This is a genomic window from Lutimaribacter degradans, from assembly GCF_023703375.1.
GTDB lineage: Bacteria > Pseudomonadota > Alphaproteobacteria > Rhodobacterales > Rhodobacteraceae > Lutimaribacter > Lutimaribacter degradans.
In genome coordinates this window covers 162,162-180,112 of sequence record NZ_JAMQGO010000002.1, presented here as the reverse complement: position 1 = coordinate 180,112, position 17,951 = coordinate 162,162, and the positions used below count along the sequence as shown (strand labels likewise).

Sequence of the window (17,951 nt, the reverse complement as noted above, 5' to 3'; positions counted from 1 at the left end):
TCAGCCCCCCATCCGCGATTCAAGCCGCTCGACCATTTGCGCGGGCACGCGGGGCTGTTGCAGGCGATCAAGGATCGTCGATTTCACCGCCTCGGTCATGCTGCCGTCACCCTCGACATAGGCCACCAGGCGCGCGCGGCGTTCCTCGGAAAGGTCCAGCAGCGCGGGGGCGGCATCGGCGCCCTGGTCATCCTGGCGCAACGGGCGAACCTTGATGCCCTCGCCCAGCAGCGGCGAACGTTCGCGCACCACCTCGCGCCCGGCCAGGCCGTCACCGCGCAAAAGCACGTCGTCGCCCTGCCGGCGCACCAGCGTGACGGCGAGCGGCGCCAGCCGGTCATCATCGCCCAGCACCAACACGGTGCCGTCGGCGGCCAGCGCGGTGGCGGGCAGGCGCACCACATTGTCGATCTCGGGTTCGCTGACGCGCACGGTCACGAAATCGCCGGGCTTGAACCCGCGCGCCCGGTCAAGCCGTGCAAATATCAGCCGCCCGCTCTGGCCTTCGCCCACGGCGGCGCTGTCGCGCTTCAGAACGCCGGTGGCCTCGAGGTCGACACCCATCACGCTGAGCGTGACGGTGACGGGCAGCGGCCTCAGCCGGCCCTCGTCATCCAGCAGCCGGGCATATTGCGCCGTCGAGACGCGCAACGCCACTTCGAGCGCGGTGTCATCGACCAGCTCTGCCAGCCGTTCGTTGGTTGAGACAAGCCCGCCCTCGACCACGTTGACCTCGTTCAGCGAGCCGTCGAACTCGGCGTGCATCACCGTGTCGTTCAATCGGCGCCGGGCCTCGTCGCGCACGATGCGCGCACGCGCCAGCGCGGTTTCGGCGCGTTCAACACGAGCCTCGGCCTGGCTCAACGCCTGGCGTCGCGTCAGAACCGCCTGCCGCGCCGACGAGGCCGCAAGCTCGGCGGTTTCAACCGCGGCTGCGGTGCCCACGCCGCGCGACTCGAGATCTTTCTGGCGCTGAAAGGCGCGTTCGCGCAGCGCGGCCTGTTCTTGTGCGGCGGCCAGTTCATCGCGGGCCAGTTCCAGCGCCCGGGCGGCCTCGCGCTGTTCCGCGTGGGCATCGGCCAGGTCGCTTTCGGCACGGTCCAGCGCCGATTGGGCGTTGTCCGGGTCGATGCGCAGCAAAACCTCGCCCTTTTCGACACGTGCGCCTTCTTCGAAATTATCCGACAGCATGATGACCGTGCCGCTCGCCGCGGCGCGAAGTTCAAGCGTGCGCAGGCTCTGCACCTCGCCAAAGGCAGTCAGGATGGGCGTGACGCTGCGCGGCACCGCCGTTTGAACATTGACCGTGAATACGCGTTCGCGCTGCGGAGGCACCTGGGGGCTTGCATTCATGCGGTCCTGGACCGCGTCGCGCACAAGCACGCCGGCATAGACCAGCACAACCAAGGTGACAGCCAGTAACATCAGCCCGGTCAGGCTTTGCCGCAGGAATCGCATCGATTATCAAACCCTTGTAAATCGGGGTCGCACCCGACGGTTCAGTGTAGCCACGGCCTTGCAAAAGCCAAGGCACAAGGGTGTTACGGATGGTCGCGTTATTTCCGTCGCTTGTGTTCGTCGAGCCGGGGTAGAATCTGTACGAAATTGCAGGGGGCGTGGCGATAATCCAGTTGGTATTGCAGGATTTCGTCCCAGGCATCCTTGCACGCCCCGGTGCTGCCGGGCAGAGCAAAAAGATAGGTTCCCCCCGCCACGCCACCCGTGGCGCGCGATTGCACGGCCGAGGTGCCGATCTTTTGCATGCTGACGATGGTAAAGACCGTGCCAAAGGCGTCGATCTCCTTTTCGTAGACGTCGCGATGCGCCTCTACCGTCACGTCGCGGCCGGTCAGCCCGGTGCCCCCGGACGAGATGACGACATCCACATTGGCGTCTTCGACCCATTCACGCAGCTGTGCGGCGATGGCGTCGCGCTCGTCGCGCACCAACATCCGGTCGGCCAGGATATGCCCGGCCTCTTCGATGCGCTGCACGAGCGTATCGCCCGAGCGGTCGTCCTCGATTCCGCGGGTGTCGCTGACCGTCAGCACCGCGATGCGGACGGGGATGAACTCTTTGCTTTCGTCGATGCGCGACATTGTGTCTCCGATCAAAGCTCGAACCAGTTTGGGGTGGGGCCAAGATTGTGCACGCTGGCGTCGCCTATGGTGCCCGACTTGCCCCAGCTGTCGTGAATATGGCCGCATAGCACCAGTTTCGGCCCGATCCGCAGGATGGCATCATGAATGGCAACCGAGCCCACGGATTGCCCGCCCGACGTGATGTCGGCCACGCCCCTTGGGGGCGAATGGGTGACCAGCAGGTCGGCCATCTCGAACGGGGCCAGCATGCTTGCGGCCTCGTCTTCCGACAGGTCGCAGGACCAGGGGCCAAAGGGCGTTGTGGGCACGCCGTAGCCCAGGCCAAGGATGCAAAGCCCGTCATGTTCGGTGCTCTCGCCATGCAGCACGGTCATGTTCGGGCGGGCCATCGCGCGCAGTTCTTTGGCGCTTTCGGCGTTGCCCGGCACGACGATCATCGGTGCCATGATGCCTTGCAGCATCTCCATTGCTTCATCCAGCCCCTCGCGCATGTTGCAGAAATCGCCCGCTCCGATCACCAGGTCGGCCTCGGTGCTGGCCTCGACCAGGGTTTCGGCGCGATTGGCGGCCATGTGAAGGTCGGAAAAGGCCATGATATGCATCAGCCACCCCCAAGTTTCGATTTCAACGACAGCAGGTCTGCCCAGGCTTCGCGCTTGGCCTGCGGGTTGCGCAACAGGTAGGCGGGGTGAAACATCGGCAGCGCCGGGCGGCCATAGCTTTCGGCCCATTGGCCGCGCAATCGGGTGATGCCGCGTTTGCCCAGCCCAGCCTGGCAGCTGATATTGCCCATCAGCACGACCAGCTCGGGCCCGGCCAGCGCCACGTGGCGCTGCATGAAGGGCAGCATCATCGCGATTTCCTCGGGCTTCGGGTCGCGGTTTTGCGGCGGGCGCCAGGGCAGGACATTGGTGATGTAGACCGCCTGTGCGGGGTCTTGGGATTGCCGGTCAAGGCCGATGGCCGCCAGCATCCGATCAAGCAACTGGCCCGCGCGCCCGACGAAAGGTTTGCCTTCGCGGTCTTCTTCGCGGCCCGGCGCCTCGCCGATGATCATGACCCGCGCGGCGGGGTTGCCGTCGCAAAAGACAAGGTTGCGGGCCCCGCGCTTGAGGTCGCAATGCTCATAGGTTGCCATGGTGGCGCGCAACGCGTCGAGGTCTTGCGCGGCCTCGGCGGCCTGGCGCGCCATTGCGACCCCGTCGGCCTGCTGTGCGGCGGGCGGCCCGGGGGTAGCCGCGGTCGCTTGCGCGGGTTGGGCCTGCGCCGGTTTGGCCGGGGCTTCGCTCGGCAGATCGTAGCGGTTCACGGGCGCGTCGGCGATGGCGTCGATCGCGCCAAGCTCGACCTGCCATTCGAGGGCGGCCAGCGCTGCGTGTGTGTCGATTGCCGAATCCATGACGCTTAACCTATGCGCTCTGCACCGAAGCGAAAAGGGTCAGTCGCGCGGCGCGGCGGCGCGGCGCAGCCGATCATTGATTGCCAGGCCCAGGCCGGTCTCGGGCACCGGCGCCACGGCAATGCCCGAAATTTCGGCGCGGTCTGCTGCGTGCAGGTGGTGGAACAGGTTGGCCGCCGCTTCGACTAGGTCGCCGCCGGGTGACAGATTCAGGTCGCACTCCATTGCCCCGAACCCGATCAGCACCTCGCCCGGCTGCGCCTGAGTAACCTCCAGCCGCACCCGCGCCCCCGGCGCGTAATGCGAACCAAGCTGCCCCGGTGCGGTGATGGCCGCCCCGTCATGCAAGGCCAGCGGCACGCCAAGCGCGGCCTCGATATCTGCGGGCGCGATGCCACCGGGGCGCAACAGGGTCGGGGCCCCCGACAGGCCGACAATGGTGCTTTCCACCCCAACCGTGCACGCGCCACCATCCATCACCGCGTCGATCCGGCCATCGAGCCCGGCCAGCACATGCGCGGCGGTGGTGGGGCTGATCCGGCCCGACGGGTTGGCCGAGGGCGCAGCCACCGGCCCGCCAAAGGCGCGCAGCACCGCCTGGGCCAAGGGATGCGCCGGCACGCGCAGGGCCACGGTGTCAAGCCCGGCTGTGACAAGCGGTGACAGCCCATGCTCATATTTCAGCGGCAGAACCAGCGTTAGCGGACCGGGCCAGAACGCATCGGCCAGCGCCTGCGCGCGCTTGGTCCATTGCACGAACCGGGCCGCGCCGGTGGCGTCGGGCAAGTGCACGATCAGCGGATTGAAGCTGGGCCTGCCTTTCGCATCAAAGATTCGGGCCACCGCATGGTCGCACCTGGCGTCGCCGGCCAGCCCGTAAACCGTTTCGGTTGGCAGCGCGACAAGCCGCCCTTCGGAAAGCAATTCCGCGGCGCGGACTATTCCGGTTGCGTCACCCTGCAAATGCTCTGTTTTACCCATGGTCTGACGCCGCGTTTCAGTTGATGCGCGCCGGTCGGCAACTAGTGTTCCGAGGCGATCCAAGCGCATACATGCCGCGCAGAGGAAAGCCAAGCTGCCACCGCAGGAGATAGTCATGCCTTATCGTGCCCCCATCAACGATTTTCGGTTCATCTTTGAAAACGTGTCCGAGTTCTCCCAGGTGCAGGCGACCGACAGGTTCGCCGATGCTACGCCAGACATGGTCGAGGCGATCCTGGAAGGGGCGGGCCGCATCTGCGAAGACGTGCTGGCCCCGCTGCGCCGCGCGGGCGACCTGCAACCGGCGCGGCTGGAAAACGGCGTGGTGCGCACGTCGGACGGCTTCAAGGAAGCCTTTGCGCAACTGGCCGAGGGCGGCTGGATCGCCCTGTCGGCCGGGCAAGAGCATGGTGGCATGGGGCTGCCCATCGCGATCACGACGGTCTTCAACGAAATGGCCGCGTCAACGGCTATGTCGCTGGGGCTGTGCCCGTTGCTGACCCAAGGCCAGGTCGAGGCGCTGGAGCATCATGCCAGCGACGAGATCAAGGCGACCTATCTGCCCAAGCTGATCGGCGGCGAATGGACCGGTACCATGAACCTGACCGAGCCGCAGGCTGGCAGCGACGTGGGCGCTTTGAAAACCAAGGCCGAGCCCAGGGATGACGGCACCTATGCAATCAGCGGGCAAAAGATCTACATCACGTTCGGCGATCACGACCTGACCGAGAATGTCTGCCACCTGGTCCTGGCGCGCCTGCCGGATGCGCCCGCAGGCACCAAGGGCATCAGCCTGTTCATGGTGCCCAAGTTCATACCCGATGCCGAGGGCAAGCCAGGCGTGGCCAACAACCTGAAGGTGGTCAGCCTTGAACACAAGATGGGCATTCATGGCAGCCCGACGGCCGTGATGCAGTATGACGGTGCCACCGGCTGGCTTGTGGGCGAGGAAAACAAGGGTATGGCCGCGATGTTCACCATGATGAACAATGCCCGCCTGGCCGTGGGGGCGCAGGGCGTCGGCTGTGCCGAGGGCGCTTACCAGCACGCGCTGGCTTATGCCACCGACCGCCAGCAGATGGGCCGGATCGTCGACCATGCCGATGTACGCCGGATGCTGCTGACGATGAAGGCAGACACCTTTGCCGCGCGCGCCATCGCGGTGAATTGCGCCGTGGCCATTGATATGGAAACTGCCACCCATGACCCGGATTGGAAGGCACGCGCCGCGTTGCTGACGCCGATTGCCAAGGCCTTTGCGACCGACGTGGGATGCGACGTGGCCAGCATCGGCATCCAGGTCCATGGCGGTATGGGCTATGTCGAGGAAACCGGCGCGGCGCAATTCCTGCGCGATGCCCGGATCACCCCGATCTACGAGGGCACCAACGGGATTCAGGCGATGGACCTGGTTGGGCGCAAGATGATGGATGGCGGCGAGGCGGCGTTCCGCCTGCTGGACGAAATACAGGCCCATGCGGAATCCGTGCGCAACGACTTGGCCGAGCCGGTCTGGCAGGCCTCTGAAACGCTGCGCGAGGCGGTCGAATGGTTGGTGGCCGAGGGCGACATGCGGGCCCGCTTTGCCGGGTCGGTGCCATTCCTGCGCGCCTTTGCCCGCGTGCTGGGCGGGCACTATCACCTGCGCGCGGCATTGGCCGAGCAAGGCGAGGGGGCGCGGACAAAGCTGGCGCGGTTCTACATCGCGCGGCTGCTGCCCGAACATGCCGCGCTGCTGACCCACGCGATGTCCGGCGCCGATGACCTGTTTGCGCTTAGCGAAGACGAGTTGGCAGCGTGATGGACGGCGCGGGCCACGGCATCCGCTATCCGTGGGACGAGGCCCCGCAAACCGGGCTGGCGCGCGAAGTGGCCGAGGGGGTGTTATGGTTGCGCCTGCCGCTGCCGATGGCGCTGGATCACGTCAACATCTACGCGCTGGACGAGGGCGATAGCTGGACGATCGTCGATACCGGCGTCAAGACGCGCAAATCCGTCACCATGTGGGAGGACATCCTGAACGGTCCCCTGCGCGGCAAGCCCGTGGGCCGCGTGATCCTGACCCATTACCACCCCGATCACGTGGGCATGGTGGGATGGTTGATGGAGCGGTTTGGCGCCGAGAACTGGACCAGCCGCACCACCTATTCCTATGCCCGGATGCTGATGCTGGATACCGAGGAAACGCCAAGCCCGCAGGCTCAGCAATTCTGGCGCGATGCCGGCATGGCGCCTGAGATCTATCAAAAACGCATGGACGAACGGCCGTTCAACCTGTCTGACATGTCGCACATGCTGCCCACCGGATTTGTTCGGCTGCAACAAGGCGACACCGTCACCGCCGCTGGCCGCACCTGGGATGTGCATGTCGGCAATGGCCACGCGCCCGAGCATCTGACGCTCTGGAGCCGTGAGGACAACCTGGTTCTCGCGGGCGACCAGATGCTGCCGTCGATCAGCCCCAATATCGGCGTGCACCCGGCCGAGCCGTTGGCCGATCCGCTGGCGGAATGGCTGGAAAGCTGCGCGCGGCTTGCACCTTTGGCCCGCGAGGATCACCTGGTTCTGGGTGGGCACAAGCTGCCCTTTACCGGGCTGCCCCTGCGGATGCATCAACTGGCTGAAAACCATCACGGCGCACTCAGGCGGTTGCGCGCGCATCTGGAGGTGCCTCGCGTGGCGGGCGAGTGTTTTCCGCCGCTATTCAAGCGCCAGATCGATGCGGGCACTTACGGGCTGGCTCTGTCAGAGACGGTTGCCCATCTCAATCACCTGCTGCACCTTGGAGAGGTCACCCGCCAACGCAGGGAGGATGGCGCCTGGCTTTGGCATCTTGCGCAAGGGGGCTGAGCGACATGAGCGACGAGAAACCCGCCCGCGATGCCGCCGCGTCGCCCCGTCGGCACGAGGTGCATGCCGACGCCCCCGAGGAGACCTCGGAAACGACAATCGACCCTACCGAGGAAAAAAGCCCCGCCGAATGGGCGTATGAGCGGCTGATCCTGTATATTCGCGATTTCGAGGCGCAGCTGGACAGCGAGCACGAGGTCGCGATGGGGTTTACAGGCGGCGACGTGGGCGTGCTGCGGATCGAGGGCATGGGGTTTTTCGACCCTGACATGATCACCTTTTACGGCACCGACGCGGATGGCGCGCGAACGCAGTACATCCAGCATGTCAGCCAATTGAGCGTGATGTTGCGTGCGCTTCCCAAACCCCTGACAGAGAAAGAGCCGCGCCGCATCGGGTTTCGCCTCGCGCAGGGCCTGGAAAAAGCCTGAGCCTGCCGCTTGGTGGGTGACAGGCATTTCTGAATCCGCTAAGCAACGAACCGAATGCTTTCGGGACCATCGACAAGGACAGGATACATGGCTGATCACAAGCATGGTGAAATGGATATCACCGTCCAGGAGAAAACCTTTGACGCCTTCATCAAATGGGTGAAATGGTCGGTCATCGCGATCATCGCGACGTTGATTTTCATCGCGATCTTCAACGGTTGATCCACTAGCCCGCCTTGAGTGGGACAGGTAAGGAGTTCGGGGGTGGGTATACGTGGCATTCTGGTTGCCTTGTTCTGTGCGGTGACGCTTGCGGGCTGCACGGTCAAACCCGAGATTCCACGCAGCCCCGAGACGATCCAGCAGGCCCAGTACCGCCATGACGGCCCGCCGGCGCTGACGCTTTTCACCATGAAAAGCAACACGACCGGCGCGGGCGCCCATACCGCGCTTATGGTCAATGGCAGCCAACGGGTGATTTTCGACCCGGCGGGCTCGTTTCGCAACGAGGCGATCATTCGCAGCGGCGATGTTGTCTATGGCGTGACGCCGCAGTTGCTGGATGTCTACACGCGCTTTCATGCCCGCGAGACATACCATGTGCAGGTTCAGTGGCTGGAAGTTTCGGCCGAACTGGCCGAGGCGATCTTGCGCGATGTAAGGGCTGCCGGGCGACAGCCCGACGCGCGCTGCGCGGCCAGCGTTTCAGAAATCCTGTCGCGCTATGAGCAACTCGGCATCCAGAGCACGTGGTATCCGAACAAGCTGGCAAGGGATTTCGGCGAGATCGGCGGTGTCACCACGCGCGAGCTTTACGAATATGACTCGGACGACAATCGCAGCGTGCTTGAGACATTCGACCCGGATCGAGCGGCGGCCCAGCGTGTGGCGCGTTCAGCCGAATAGATACAGCCCGCCCAGCAAGCTGCCGGCGCCCAGGCCTATGGCCAGCAACACGTTCTTGGAAAAATATCCCACAGCCAGAGTCACGACCGCCGCGGTGGCACGCACCGGGTCAAACGCGCCGCCGGTCGCGGCGGGCCACACCACCAGGGGCGCCACGATGGCCGGCAAAACAGCAACGGCGGTGTAGCGCAGATGGCGCAACACCCAGTCGGGCAGGGGTTTTTCACCGATCAGGCCGAGGAAGACAAAGCGCAGGGCGAAACTGCCCACGCCCAGCCCGAGGATCACAACCCATAGTTCGAAGCGGTCTATCATGGATCCACCCACAATCCCCGGCGTCTTAGCACCAGCTCGACCTGCGCGCCTACGATCATGCCGCCAAGCCCGGCCACGATAAGCCCGAGGTTATAGGGCACCCAGGCAAACCCCAGTGCCAACAGGACCGAGGCCAGCGCCGCCGCCCGGTGCGCGCCGGTGCGCAACATCGGTGCGATCAGCGCGATAAAGGTGATGGGCACCGCGAAATCCAGGCCCAGTTCGGGCGGGATGGCGCTGCCAATCAAAGCGCCGACCACGGTCATGGCATACCACATCGGACAGATCGGCAGGATGACGCCAAAGAAATAGGCGACCTTTTGCGCCACCGACCAGTCGCGTTCGCGTTCGTAGGTGATGATGGCACTGGCATAGGATTGATCGACAAGGAAATAAGCGATCAGCGCCCGCTGCCACATCGGCGCGCGCCCCAGGTGCGGCGTAAGAGAGGCCGAATACATCGCCATGCGCAGGTTTACCGCCAGTGCCGAGGCCAGCACCACGAAAAGCGGCGCCTGGTCGACCAGAAGCTGAAGCGCGGTGAACTGCGCCGCCCCCGCGATCACCACCACCGAGAAGGACAGTGCCTCGAACACGTTCAACCCGGCCTCGGTCGCGACAACGCCGAACAGCATGGCAAAAGGCGTCACCACCAGGAAAAATGGCGCGCCATCGCGGACACCCTGCCAAAAGGCGGGTCGGTTTTCATCGGTCATGGCACTGCCCCATATCCTGATCAGCCAAGGGGTATCGCCCCGCCACCGGGGATGCAACGCACCACTTGCACAAAGACGGTGCGGTAATGCCGGTGCCGAGCCTAGTCGAACATACCCGCAACACGGCCCAGCAGCATGAAGGCGCGGGCGGTGCGGGTGCCGGCAAGATCCTGGATATCGGTGTCGGTCGCCGTTTGTTCGAAAGCGATGAACATGCGGTCGAACTTGCGCAGGAAATGATGCGCAGTATCGCGGAAAATCGGGTCTTGCTTCATCCGCCCGGCGGCCAGTGCCAGCGACGAGCGGTCGCGGATGCCGCCCAAAGCCGCGATCACGCGCCCGCGTTCGCCGGTGGCGAAGCGGCGCCAGATCTCGGGGCGGGCCAGGTCGGGGCGCAAATCATCCATGTAGATGCCATCCTGGCTGAGCAGGGTCAGAACGTCCTGGCTGGCCTGGATCAGATCCTTGGCCTGCCGGTCGCGCAGCGCCTTGCGCAAGGCGGCGAAGCCTTCTTCATCCTCGGCGGTTTCGGGGAAGTTCAGCGCGCGTATGAAATCGGCCCGGTCCAGCGGGGGGGCCATGTCTTCGGCCGAGGTGCCCAGCGGCAGCGCCGCCTGGTCGTCCCCGGCGGGGGCCGGGGGCTGCGGGGGGGCAGGGCGTATCGCGGCGGGTTCGGCATGGCGTGACGAGGTGAAAGTGGCCAAGGCCGTTTCGGTCTTGCGCGCGGTCTCGGCAATCTCGTCCAGCTTGCGCGCCACCGATGGCTCCGCGCCCAGGTCGCGGCCTTGGGCCTGGGCGATATAGGCTTGGCGGATCGCGTCGATGGCGGTTTGCAGCCGTTGGCTTTCGTCGCGCATGATCCGGCTGGCGCGGGCGGCGGTGGCCGCCACCCAGATCATCGCGACCGGCATGAAGATGGCCAGCATGGTCATCAGGAAGCGCAAGCCGCCGCTTTCGCCTTTGGCCGGATCGGGCGAAAGCACCAGGAAGAACGCCGCTGCCCCCGCAAGCCAGAGCAGCGAAAGGGCAATGGCGACCAGTTCGATCGCGGTAATGCGCTGCTGAGAGGGCCGGTCATACAGGCCCAGCGGTGTCGGCTTGCTCTCGTTCGCTTTGGCCATCCCCGATTCCAATTGCTGGCTTGGCGTTACTTGTATTCGATCTTGAGCACTTCGTAGGATTTCTCACCCCCGGGCGTGCGCACTTCGACGCTGTCGCCCTCTTCCTTGCCAATCAATGCACGGGCGATGGGCGACTTGATGTTCAGCAGGCCCTTTTCGATATTGGCCTCGTGCTCGCCTACGATCTGCCAGGTTTTTTCCTCGTCGGTATCCTCGTCCACCAGCGTCACGGTGGCGCCGAACTTTATGGTGCCTGACAGCTTGGTGGGGTCGATCACCTCGGCCAGGCTGATCACGCCCTCGAGTTCCTTGATGCGGCCCTCGATGAAAGACTGTTTCTCGCGCGCCGAGTGGTATTCGGCGTTTTCCGACAGGTCGCCATGTTCGCGCGCCTCGGCGATCGCCTTGATGATCGCGGGGCGTTCCTCGGATTTCAGGTGCTTCAACTCGGCTTCCAGCGCGGTGTGCCCCGCGCGCGTCATCGGTATCTTTTCCATGGTATCTCCCTTGGTCGTCACGTGGACCACGGTCATTTCAAACTGTTCGGTCAAACCTGCCCCAACCGGGCTTGGCAACGCAATAGACGACGCGACGTGCCTGCGCAATTCCACGCGCGCGCCCCTTGTCGCGCATTTCACATGGTTTAACGTTGTGTTGCAATTGACGTGTGTTGCTGCAGCGCGGTATCCACGTTGGAAATTTTATTGCGCGCCATAGCCTGAGGGAGCCAGCATGTCGGAAATCGAACGCGAAGCCATGGAATATGACGTCGTCATCGTGGGCGCAGGGCCGGCCGGCCTGTCGGCCGCGATCCGTCTCAAGCAGCTTGATGCCGACCTGAACGTGGTCGTGCTTGAAAAGGGCTCGGAGGTGGGGGCGCATATCCTGTCGGGCGCGGTTCTGGACCCGTGCGGGCTGGATGCGCTGATCCCCGATTGGAAGGAAAAGGGCGCCCCCCTCAACGTGCCCGTGCGCGAAGACAATTTCTACATGCTGGGTGAAGCGGGCCAGGTGCGCGTTCCCAACTGGCCGATGCCGCCGCTGATGAACAACCACGGCAACTATATCGTCAGCATGGGCAACGTGTGCCGCTGGATGGCCGAACAGGCCGAGGAACTGGGCGTCGAGATTTTCCCCGGCATGTCGTGTTCCGAACTGGTCTACGGCGACAACGGCGAGGTGAAAGGCGTGGTCGCGGGCGTGTTCGGGCTGGAACCCGATGGCTCGATCGGGCCCAACACCGAACCGGGGATGGAGCTGCACGGCAAATACGTCTTCCTGTCCGAGGGCGTGCGTGGCAGCCTGGCCAAGGAAGTGATTGCCAAGTACGATCTGCAAAAGGGCCACGAGCCGCAGAAATTCGGCCTTGGCATGAAAGAGATCTGGGAAATCGACCCCGAAAAGCACCGTGAGGGCACGGTCACCCACACGATGGGTTGGCCGCTTGGCTCGAACGCGGGCGGGGGCTCGTTCATCTATCACCTGGAAAACAATCAGGTCTATGTCGGCTTCGTGGTGCACCTGAACTACAAGAACCCGCACCTGTTCCCCTACATGGAATTCCAGCGTTTCAAGCACCACCCGATGGTGGCCGACCTGCTGAAGGGCGGCAAGCGCGTGGCCTATGGCGCGCGGGCGATTTCCGAGGGTGGCTATCAATCCATGCCCAAGATGGTGGCGCCGGGCGTCGCGTTGCTGGGCTGTTCGGTGGGCATGGTCAACGTGCCGCGAATCAAGGGCAACCATAACGCCATGCTGTCGGGCAAGGCCGCAGCCGAGGCCGCCGTCGAGGCGCTCAAGGCAGGCCGCCAGTCGGATGAGTTGAACGCCTACGAGAAAGACGTGCGCGAGGGTGCCATCGGTGCCGACCTGAAAAAGGTTCGAAACGTCAAGCCGCTTTGGTCGAAATACGGGCTGACGGCCAGCCTGGTGCTGGGTGGCATGGACATGTGGACCAACACGCTGGGCTTTTCGCTGTTCGGTACCTTGGGCCACGGCAAATCGGATGCCGAAGCCACTGAACCGGCCGCGAAACACAGCGAAATCACTTATCCCAAGCCTGACGGCAAGCTCAGCTTTGACAGGCTGACGAATGTCAGCTTCTCGATGACAAATCACGAGGAAAGCCAGCCCTGTCACTTGAAGCTGAAGGATGACGCAGTGCCGGTCGAGGTGAACCTGCCCAAATACGCGGGGCCATCGGCGCGCTATTGCCCTGCCGGGGTGTACGAGTTCGTTGAAAAGGACGGCAAGTCCGAGTTCGTGATCAACTTTCAGAACTGCGTGCATTGCAAGACCTGTGACATCAAGGATCCAACCCAGAACATCAACTGGACGACACCGCAGGGCGGGGATGGGCCGAACTATCCCAACATGTGATCCTTGCCAGGGTTCTATCAGGCAGGCGGCCCCGGTGGTCGCCTGTTTGCAGTCTGCCGCGCATTGTCGCGCCCCGGGCCTGCTTGCATTGCGTTTCGGGGCATCTGCGTTACCTTGGCGTTAAAGCAGGGATAAGGACACCATAGTGGCATTCGCAAAGAAACGGTTCATCGGCGCGGTAGCGGCCGCCATCCTGGGGTTTTCCGGCGCACAGGCGGTTGCGTCGAACGGTTTGTCTGGCTCGTACCTGGCCGCACGACAGGCCGCTTTGGCCGCCGATTACGCGGCGGCGGCACAGTATTTCACCCGGGCGCTGGCGCGTGATCCGTCCAACCCCACGCTTCTGGAGGATGCCACGCTGTCGCAATTGGCGCTGGGCAACCTGCCGCGCGCCGTGCCAAGCGCCCGCAAGATGGAGGCCGACGGCCTTTCCAGTCAGATCGCCCAAATGGTGCTTGTGGCCGACGAGGTGGAGAACGGCGATTACCGCGCGCTGCTGACCCGGTTGGATGACGGGCGCGGCGTCGGCCCGCTGGTTGACGGCTTGCTGCGGGGCTGGGCACATATGGGCAACGGTGCCGCGAACGAGGCGCTGGCGGCCTTCGATGCGCTGGCGGCCGAACAGGGGCTTAGCGGGTTTGCCCTGTATCACAAGGCGCTGGTCTTGGCGCTGGTCGGGGATTTCGAAGGCGCCGAGGCAATCTATGCCGCGGATGGTGCCGGGCCATTGCAGATGACCCGCCGCGCCACGATCGCGCGGATGCAGGTTCTGAGCCAACTCGACAAGAACGACGCGGCGCTGGAGTTGCTCGACACGCTGTTCGGCGCCGATCTCGATCCTGCTTTGCGTGACATGCAGGCGCGGCTACAGGCCGATGAAACGATCCGCTTCGAGTTCATCACTTCGCCCCAGGATGGCGTGGCCGAAGTGTTCTATACCGTTGCCGCGGCCCTGTCGAACGAGGCTGGCCCGGATTACACTCTGGTTTACAGCCGCGTGGCCGAGCACCTGCGCCCCGATCACGGCGACGCGGTGCTTTTGTCGGCGCAGATGCTGGAAAGCCTCGAACAGTTCGAACTCGCGGTGGATACCTACAAGCGGCTGCCGCCGGATCACCCGTCGTTTCACGCCGCCGAGCTGGGCCGCGCCGCCGCGTTGAGCGCGGTCGACCGCATCGATGATGCTATCGACGTGCTTGAGCAACTGACCAAGTCCCATGGCGATCTGCCGATCGTGCACATGACGTTGGGCGACCTGATGCGCCAGACCAAGGATTACGAGGCCGCCGCCGAAGCCTATACTGCGGCGATCGACTTGTTCGATGACCCGGAAACGCAGCAATGGTTCCTGTTTTACGCCCGCGCGATCAGCCATGAAAGGTTGGATCTCTGGGACAAGGCCGAAGCCGATTTCCGCCGGGCGCTGGAGCTGAACCCCGAGCAGCCGCAGGTATTGAACTACCTTGGTTATTCGCTGGTCGAGAAACAGGAAAAGCTGGACGAGGCGCTGGACATGATCGAGCGCGCAGTCGCCGCACGGCCCGACAGTGGCTATATCGTCGACAGCCTGGGTTGGGTGCTTTACCGCCTTGGCCGCTATGACGAAGCGGTGGACCACATGGAGCACGCCACGGAACTGATGCCGACCGACCCGGTGGTAAATGACCACCTGGGCGATGTCTATTGGGCAGTGGGCCGCAAGCTCGAGGCCCGGTTCCAATGGCGGCGCGCGTTGTCGTTCTACGGTACGTCGGACTCTAGCGATGATGTTGACCCCGACCGTATCCGCCGCAAGCTGGAGGTCGGGCTCGACCAGGTTCTGGCCGAAGAGGGCGCCCCGCCCTTGAAGGTGGCAAATGGCGACTGAAGAGTCATTCGCGCCTGCCAAGATCAACCTGACCCTGCATGTTACCGCGCAGCGGCCCGATGGCTACCACATGCTGGATTCGCTGGTGGTGTTCGCAGCCGTGGGCGACAGGTTGGCCTTTGACCCCGGGCCGCGCCTTTCGCTGGCGGTAACGGGGCCCTTTGCCGCGGGCGTGCCCGCGGACGGCAGCAACCTGGTCTGGCGCGCGGCGGAACTGGCGGGTTGGACGGGGCATATCACCTTGGAAAAAAACCTGCCGCACGGGGCGGGAATCGGAGGCGGATCGGCGGACGCGGCGGCGGCACTGCGGATGTTGGGACAGCCCGATCTCGACAGTGCCGAGGCGCTGGGTGCCGATGTGCCCGTATGCCTGAGCGCAGTGGCCAAGCGCGTGCAGGGCATCGGCGAGATCCTGACGCCGCTCAGCAATACGCCGGCGCTGGACCTGGTGCTGGTCAACCCTGGCGGACACCTGCCCACGCCCACGGTTTTCGGCGCGCTGGAAGACAAGATGAACGACCCGATGGAGGGCGTGGGAACCTGGTCCGACCGCGGTTGGCTGGTTGACTGGCTGTGCCGTCAGCGCAACGACCTGACCGCGCCGGCCATTCGACTGGCGCCGCAGATTGCAACCGCACTTGCCGCCTTGGAGCACGACGCCGAACTGGCGCGCATGTCAGGCTCGGGCGCAACATGTTTCGGTATCTACCCCGATGCCGAACAGGCGCGCTCCGCTGCCGCGCGGATCGCCGCGCAGCACCCCGATTGGTGGGTGCAGCCCACGCGCAGCATCGGCGCGCGCCCGGCCGCGATCAGTTGATCCGCGCCACCACGTAATCGGCAAGGTCGATCAACATTCGCCGCAGGTCGCTTTGGGGCAGGGTGGCCATCGCCGCCTTGGCCTTGGCCGCCCAGGCCAGCGCGTCGGCGCGCGTTTCTTCAAGCGCGTCATGCTTGTTCAGCAACGTGATCGCGTGCTCCAGGTCGCCGTCCTCTTGTTTGCCCTTTTCGATCGTCCGCGCCCAAAAGGCCCGTTCCTCGTCATCGGCCTTCGCCACGGCCTTGATGACGGGCAGGGTCAGCTTGCGTTCGCGGAAATCGTCGCCCACGTTCTTGCCCGTGGCCTTGGCGTCACCTTGGTAATCCAGCAGGTCATCGACGATCTGGAACGCGATTCCCAGCGCATCTCCGTAATCGAACAGCGCCTGCACCTGATCATTGTTGGCGCCGGCGATCACGCCGCCCGCCTCGGTCGCGGCCGAGAAAAGCGCCGCTGTCTTGCCGCGCACGACCTTAAGGTAGATGTCTTCGCTTGTGCGCAGATCCTGCGCCGCGCTGAGTTGCAGCACTTCGCCCTCGGCAATCGTGGCGGCCGCGTTCGACAGGATCGACAGAACCCGCAGGTTGCCCGGCTCGACCATCAACTGGAACGCGCGGGCGAACAGGTAGTCGCCGACCAGCACGCTTGACTTGTTGTCCCACAAAAGGTTGGCCGTGGGCCGTCCGCGGCGTTGGCGGCTTTCATCCACCACATCGTCATGCAGCAAGGTGGCGGTGTGAATGAACTCGACCGTGGCGGCCAGGTGCACATCGTACGGGCCTGGATAGCCGCATATGCGCGCCGCCGCCAGCACCAGCATCGGGCGCAGGCGCTTGCCGCCCGCCTCGACCAGGTGGGCCGTGACCTCGGGGATGCGGGGGGCGTGTTCGCTGGCCATGCGATCGCGGATCAGCGCGTTGACTGCGGTCATGCCGTCGTCCAAGGCGCGGGCCAGTTCCTCGTGCGGTTTGGTGGTGGCGTTGTCCAGGCTCATGTGTTCCCCATTGCATGGCTCGACATTTGCATGGCCATGCCCTTATCTCGGTGCCATGAAACAGCTTTTACGCACCAACGACCCGACTGTAATCGCCTTTGCCAAGGCGCTGCTTCAAGGCGAGGATATAGCCTGCTTCGAACTTGACGTAAACATGAGCGCCCTGGAAGGGTCGATTGGCATTTTGCCGCGCCGCCTGATGGTGCGCGACGAAGACCTGGCCCAGGCGCAACGGGCGATGCGCGACAACGGGATCGAGCTGGATGAATGACCTGACCCGGGATGGGTTCCTGGGGGGGCGGCTGCAGCTGTGGCAACCGCGACGAGGGTATCGTGCGGGTGTCGATCCGGTGATTCTTGCCGCCACTGTGCCTGAAACCGCGCGCAGCGTGCTAGACATGGGGTGCGGCGTGGGGGCAGCCGGGCTTTGCGTGGCCGCACGGCTGGGCAGTGCACAGGTGACGGGGCTGGAGGTGCAGGCCGCCTATGCCGCGCTGGCGCAACGCAATGCGCTTGAAAACGGGCTGGCCTTCGACGTGGTGCAGGGCGACCTGACGGATATGCCCCGCGCCGTGCGCGACCGGCAATTCGACCACGTGATTGCCAACCCGCCCTATTTCCTGCGCGACCGGACCACGCCCGCCCGCGACGAGGGCCGCGAAACCGCCATGGGCGAGGGCGCCACGCTTGCGGCATGGGTGCGCGCGGGTGCCCGGCGCGTGCGCGACCGGGGCGAGGTCACGATGATCCAGCGCGCCGACCGCCTGCCCGAGCTGTTGGCGCTTTTCACGCGGTTCCTCGGCTCGGTGCGCGTGCTGCCCTTGATGCCCCGTCCGGGGCGCGACAGCCAGCTGGTGTTGATCCGTGGCCGAAAAGGTGGCCGGGCCGCGTTCCGGTTGCATGCGGGTGTGCAGATTCACCTGTCTGACAGGCACGAAAGTGACCGGCCCGACTATGCCCCGCTGATCCGCGCGGTGCTGCATGATGCAGCGGCCCTGCCGTTTCCATAAGGTTTGGTAAGAGATTATTTGCCACATGCTGCGGCTGCGGCGTGACAGGCAGGTGCGAAT

20 protein-coding genes are annotated in these 17,951 nt (G+C 64.6%); 10 read left to right on the top strand and 10 right to left on the bottom strand.

Annotated features, from left to right (window positions below):
• The 5 genes from M8744_RS05355 to M8744_RS05335 form a co-directional block, all read right to left on the bottom strand.
• Complete coding sequence (locus M8744_RS05355) at nt 1-1,458, bottom strand: efflux RND transporter periplasmic adaptor subunit (RefSeq protein ID WP_251410607.1); 1,458 nt, start codon at nt 1,456-1,458, stop codon at nt 1-3.
• A gap of 98 nt (nt 1,459-1,556) precedes the next feature.
• A complete protein-coding gene (moaB, locus tag M8744_RS05350) occupies nt 1,557-2,099 on the bottom strand; it encodes a molybdenum cofactor biosynthesis protein B (RefSeq protein ID WP_251410604.1) in 543 nt (180 codons plus the stop codon).
• A gap of 11 nt (nt 2,100-2,110) precedes the next feature.
• Nucleotides 2,111-2,704: a metallophosphoesterase family protein gene (locus M8744_RS05345; protein ID WP_251410601.1), complete on the bottom strand. Its 594-nt coding sequence runs from the start codon at nt 2,702-2,704 to the stop codon at nt 2,111-2,113.
• The gene (locus tag M8744_RS05340) at nt 2,704-3,501 is read right to left on the bottom strand and encodes a uracil-DNA glycosylase (protein ID WP_251410598.1); all 798 of its coding nucleotides are present in this window, start codon (nt 3,499-3,501) and stop codon (nt 2,704-2,706) included. The genes M8744_RS05345 and M8744_RS05340 overlap by 1 nt, the downstream gene beginning before the upstream one ends.
• 39 nt (nt 3,502-3,540) lie before the next feature.
• Nucleotides 3,541-4,482 (bottom strand): L-threonylcarbamoyladenylate synthase, encoded by a 942-nt coding sequence (locus M8744_RS05335; protein WP_251410595.1) that lies wholly within the window; start codon nt 4,480-4,482, stop codon nt 3,541-3,543.
• 115 nt (nt 4,483-4,597) lie between these two features.
• Between M8744_RS05335 and M8744_RS05330 the strand changes: the two genes are divergently transcribed.
• From M8744_RS05330 to M8744_RS05310, 5 genes are all read left to right on the top strand, one after another.
• Nucleotides 4,598-6,283 (top strand): acyl-CoA dehydrogenase family protein, encoded by a 1,686-nt coding sequence (locus M8744_RS05330; RefSeq protein WP_251410593.1) that lies wholly within the window; start codon nt 4,598-4,600, stop codon nt 6,281-6,283.
• Nucleotides 6,283-7,332 (top strand): MBL fold metallo-hydrolase, encoded by a 1,050-nt coding sequence (locus M8744_RS05325; RefSeq protein WP_251411141.1) that lies wholly within the window; start codon nt 6,283-6,285, stop codon nt 7,330-7,332. The genes M8744_RS05330 and M8744_RS05325 overlap by 1 nt, the downstream gene beginning before the upstream one ends.
• A gap of 5 nt (nt 7,333-7,337) precedes the next feature.
• Nucleotides 7,338-7,763 carry a DUF6173 family protein gene (locus M8744_RS05320; RefSeq protein ID WP_251410591.1) on the top strand — a complete coding sequence of 142 codons (426 nt, stop codon included), beginning with the start codon at nt 7,338-7,340 and terminating at the stop codon, nt 7,761-7,763.
• An 87-nt stretch (nt 7,764-7,850) separates the two neighbouring features.
• Nucleotides 7,851-7,985 (top strand): aa3-type cytochrome c oxidase subunit IV, encoded by a 135-nt coding sequence (locus M8744_RS05315; protein ID WP_251410588.1) that lies wholly within the window; start codon nt 7,851-7,853, stop codon nt 7,983-7,985.
• 42 nt (nt 7,986-8,027) lie between these two features.
• The gene (locus M8744_RS05310) at nt 8,028-8,669 is read left to right on the top strand and encodes a hypothetical protein (protein WP_353049785.1); all 642 of its coding nucleotides are present in this window, start codon (nt 8,028-8,030) and stop codon (nt 8,667-8,669) included.
• On the opposite strand, the gene M8744_RS05305 is transcribed toward M8744_RS05310, so the two are convergent.
• The 4 genes from M8744_RS05305 to greA form a co-directional block, all read right to left on the bottom strand.
• On the bottom strand, nt 8,658-8,984 hold the full coding sequence (locus tag M8744_RS05305; RefSeq protein WP_251410585.1) for an AzlD domain-containing protein: 327 nt from the start codon (nt 8,982-8,984) through the stop codon (nt 8,658-8,660). The genes M8744_RS05310 and M8744_RS05305 overlap by 12 nt on opposite strands.
• Nucleotides 8,981-9,700 (bottom strand): AzlC family ABC transporter permease, encoded by a 720-nt coding sequence (locus tag M8744_RS05300; RefSeq protein ID WP_251410582.1) that lies wholly within the window; start codon nt 9,698-9,700, stop codon nt 8,981-8,983. Before M8744_RS05300 ends, M8744_RS05305 begins: the two co-directional genes overlap by 4 nt.
• 101 nt (nt 9,701-9,801) lie before the next feature.
• Nucleotides 9,802-10,821, bottom strand: a complete 1,020-nt coding sequence (locus tag M8744_RS05295; RefSeq protein ID WP_251410579.1) for a hypothetical protein — start codon at nt 10,819-10,821, stop codon at nt 9,802-9,804.
• A 26-nt stretch (nt 10,822-10,847) separates the two neighbouring features.
• Complete coding sequence (gene greA, locus M8744_RS05290; protein WP_251411135.1) at nt 10,848-11,318, bottom strand: transcription elongation factor GreA; 471 nt, start codon at nt 11,316-11,318, stop codon at nt 10,848-10,850.
• Nucleotides 11,319-11,553: 235 nt separating this feature from the next.
• Here greA and M8744_RS05285 point away from each other — a divergent pair, with 235 nt between their 5' ends.
• The 3 genes from M8744_RS05285 (at nt 11,554) to M8744_RS05275 (ending at nt 15,887) form a co-directional block, all read left to right on the top strand.
• Nucleotides 11,554-13,200 (top strand): electron transfer flavoprotein-ubiquinone oxidoreductase, encoded by a 1,647-nt coding sequence (locus M8744_RS05285; protein WP_251410576.1) that lies wholly within the window; start codon nt 11,554-11,556, stop codon nt 13,198-13,200.
• A 145-nt stretch (nt 13,201-13,345) separates the two neighbouring features.
• On the top strand, nt 13,346-15,067 hold the full coding sequence (locus M8744_RS05280) for a tetratricopeptide repeat protein (protein WP_251410574.1): 1,722 nt from the start codon (nt 13,346-13,348) through the stop codon (nt 15,065-15,067).
• Nucleotides 15,057-15,887 carry a 4-(cytidine 5'-diphospho)-2-C-methyl-D-erythritol kinase gene (locus M8744_RS05275; RefSeq protein ID WP_251410571.1) on the top strand — a complete coding sequence of 277 codons (831 nt, stop codon included), beginning with the start codon at nt 15,057-15,059 and terminating at the stop codon, nt 15,885-15,887. The genes M8744_RS05280 and M8744_RS05275 overlap by 11 nt, the downstream gene beginning before the upstream one ends.
• Here the strand turns inward: M8744_RS05275 and M8744_RS05270 are convergent.
• Nucleotides 15,880-16,881 (bottom strand): polyprenyl synthetase family protein, encoded by a 1,002-nt coding sequence (locus tag M8744_RS05270; RefSeq protein WP_251410568.1) that lies wholly within the window; start codon nt 16,879-16,881, stop codon nt 15,880-15,882. The two genes, M8744_RS05275 and M8744_RS05270, sit on opposite strands and share 8 nt — an antisense overlap.
• A 55-nt stretch (nt 16,882-16,936) precedes the next feature.
• On the opposite strand from M8744_RS05270, the gene M8744_RS05265 reads away from it, so the two are divergent.
• Nucleotides 16,937-17,152 (top strand): putative signal transducing protein, encoded by a 216-nt coding sequence (locus M8744_RS05265; protein ID WP_251410565.1) that lies wholly within the window; start codon nt 16,937-16,939, stop codon nt 17,150-17,152.
• Nucleotides 17,145-17,891, top strand: coding sequence for a tRNA1(Val) (adenine(37)-N6)-methyltransferase (locus M8744_RS05260; protein ID WP_251410562.1), 747 nt, complete (start codon nt 17,145-17,147; stop codon nt 17,889-17,891). Before M8744_RS05265 ends, M8744_RS05260 begins: the two co-directional genes overlap by 8 nt.
• The last annotated feature ends 60 nt before the right edge of the window (nt 17,892-17,951 follow it).

Excerpts from the sequence above, each read along its gene's own strand:
- M8744_RS05345 (WP_251410601.1), bottom strand. The coding sequence starts at position 2,704 with ATGCATATCATGGCCTTTTCCGACCTTCACATGGCCGCCAATCGCGCC.
- greA (WP_251411135.1), bottom strand. The coding sequence starts at position 11,318 with ATGGAAAAGATACCGATGACGCGCGCGGGGCACACCGCGCTGGAAGCC.
- M8744_RS05325 (WP_251411141.1), top strand. The coding sequence starts at position 6,283 with ATGGACGGCGCGGGCCACGGCATCCGCTATCCGTGGGACGAGGCCCCG.
- M8744_RS05260 (WP_251410562.1), top strand. The coding sequence starts at position 17,145 with ATGAATGACCTGACCCGGGATGGGTTCCTGGGGGGGCGGCTGCAGCTG.
- M8744_RS05285 (WP_251410576.1), top strand. The coding sequence starts at position 11,554 with ATGTCGGAAATCGAACGCGAAGCCATGGAATATGACGTCGTCATCGTG.
- M8744_RS05320 (WP_251410591.1), top strand. The coding sequence starts at position 7,338 with ATGAGCGACGAGAAACCCGCCCGCGATGCCGCCGCGTCGCCCCGTCGG.
- M8744_RS05315 (WP_251410588.1), top strand. The coding sequence starts at position 7,851 with ATGGCTGATCACAAGCATGGTGAAATGGATATCACCGTCCAGGAGAAA.
- M8744_RS05335 (WP_251410595.1), bottom strand. The coding sequence starts at position 4,482 with ATGGGTAAAACAGAGCATTTGCAGGGTGACGCAACCGGAATAGTCCGC.
- M8744_RS05300 (WP_251410582.1), bottom strand. The coding sequence starts at position 9,700 with ATGACCGATGAAAACCGACCCGCCTTTTGGCAGGGTGTCCGCGATGGC.
- M8744_RS05295 (WP_251410579.1), bottom strand. The coding sequence starts at position 10,821 with ATGGCCAAAGCGAACGAGAGCAAGCCGACACCGCTGGGCCTGTATGAC.
- moaB (WP_251410604.1), bottom strand. The coding sequence starts at position 2,099 with ATGTCGCGCATCGACGAAAGCAAAGAGTTCATCCCCGTCCGCATCGCG.
- M8744_RS05340 (WP_251410598.1), bottom strand. The coding sequence starts at position 3,501 with ATGGATTCGGCAATCGACACACACGCAGCGCTGGCCGCCCTCGAATGG.
- M8744_RS05265 (WP_251410565.1), top strand. The coding sequence starts at position 16,937 with ATGAAACAGCTTTTACGCACCAACGACCCGACTGTAATCGCCTTTGCC.
- M8744_RS05275 (WP_251410571.1), top strand. The coding sequence starts at position 15,057 with ATGGCGACTGAAGAGTCATTCGCGCCTGCCAAGATCAACCTGACCCTG.
- M8744_RS05305 (WP_251410585.1), bottom strand. The coding sequence starts at position 8,984 with ATGATAGACCGCTTCGAACTATGGGTTGTGATCCTCGGGCTGGGCGTG.
- M8744_RS05355 (WP_251410607.1), bottom strand. The coding sequence starts at position 1,458 with ATGCGATTCCTGCGGCAAAGCCTGACCGGGCTGATGTTACTGGCTGTC.
- M8744_RS05270 (WP_251410568.1), bottom strand. The coding sequence starts at position 16,881 with ATGAGCCTGGACAACGCCACCACCAAACCGCACGAGGAACTGGCCCGC.
- M8744_RS05330 (WP_251410593.1), top strand. The coding sequence starts at position 4,598 with ATGCCTTATCGTGCCCCCATCAACGATTTTCGGTTCATCTTTGAAAAC.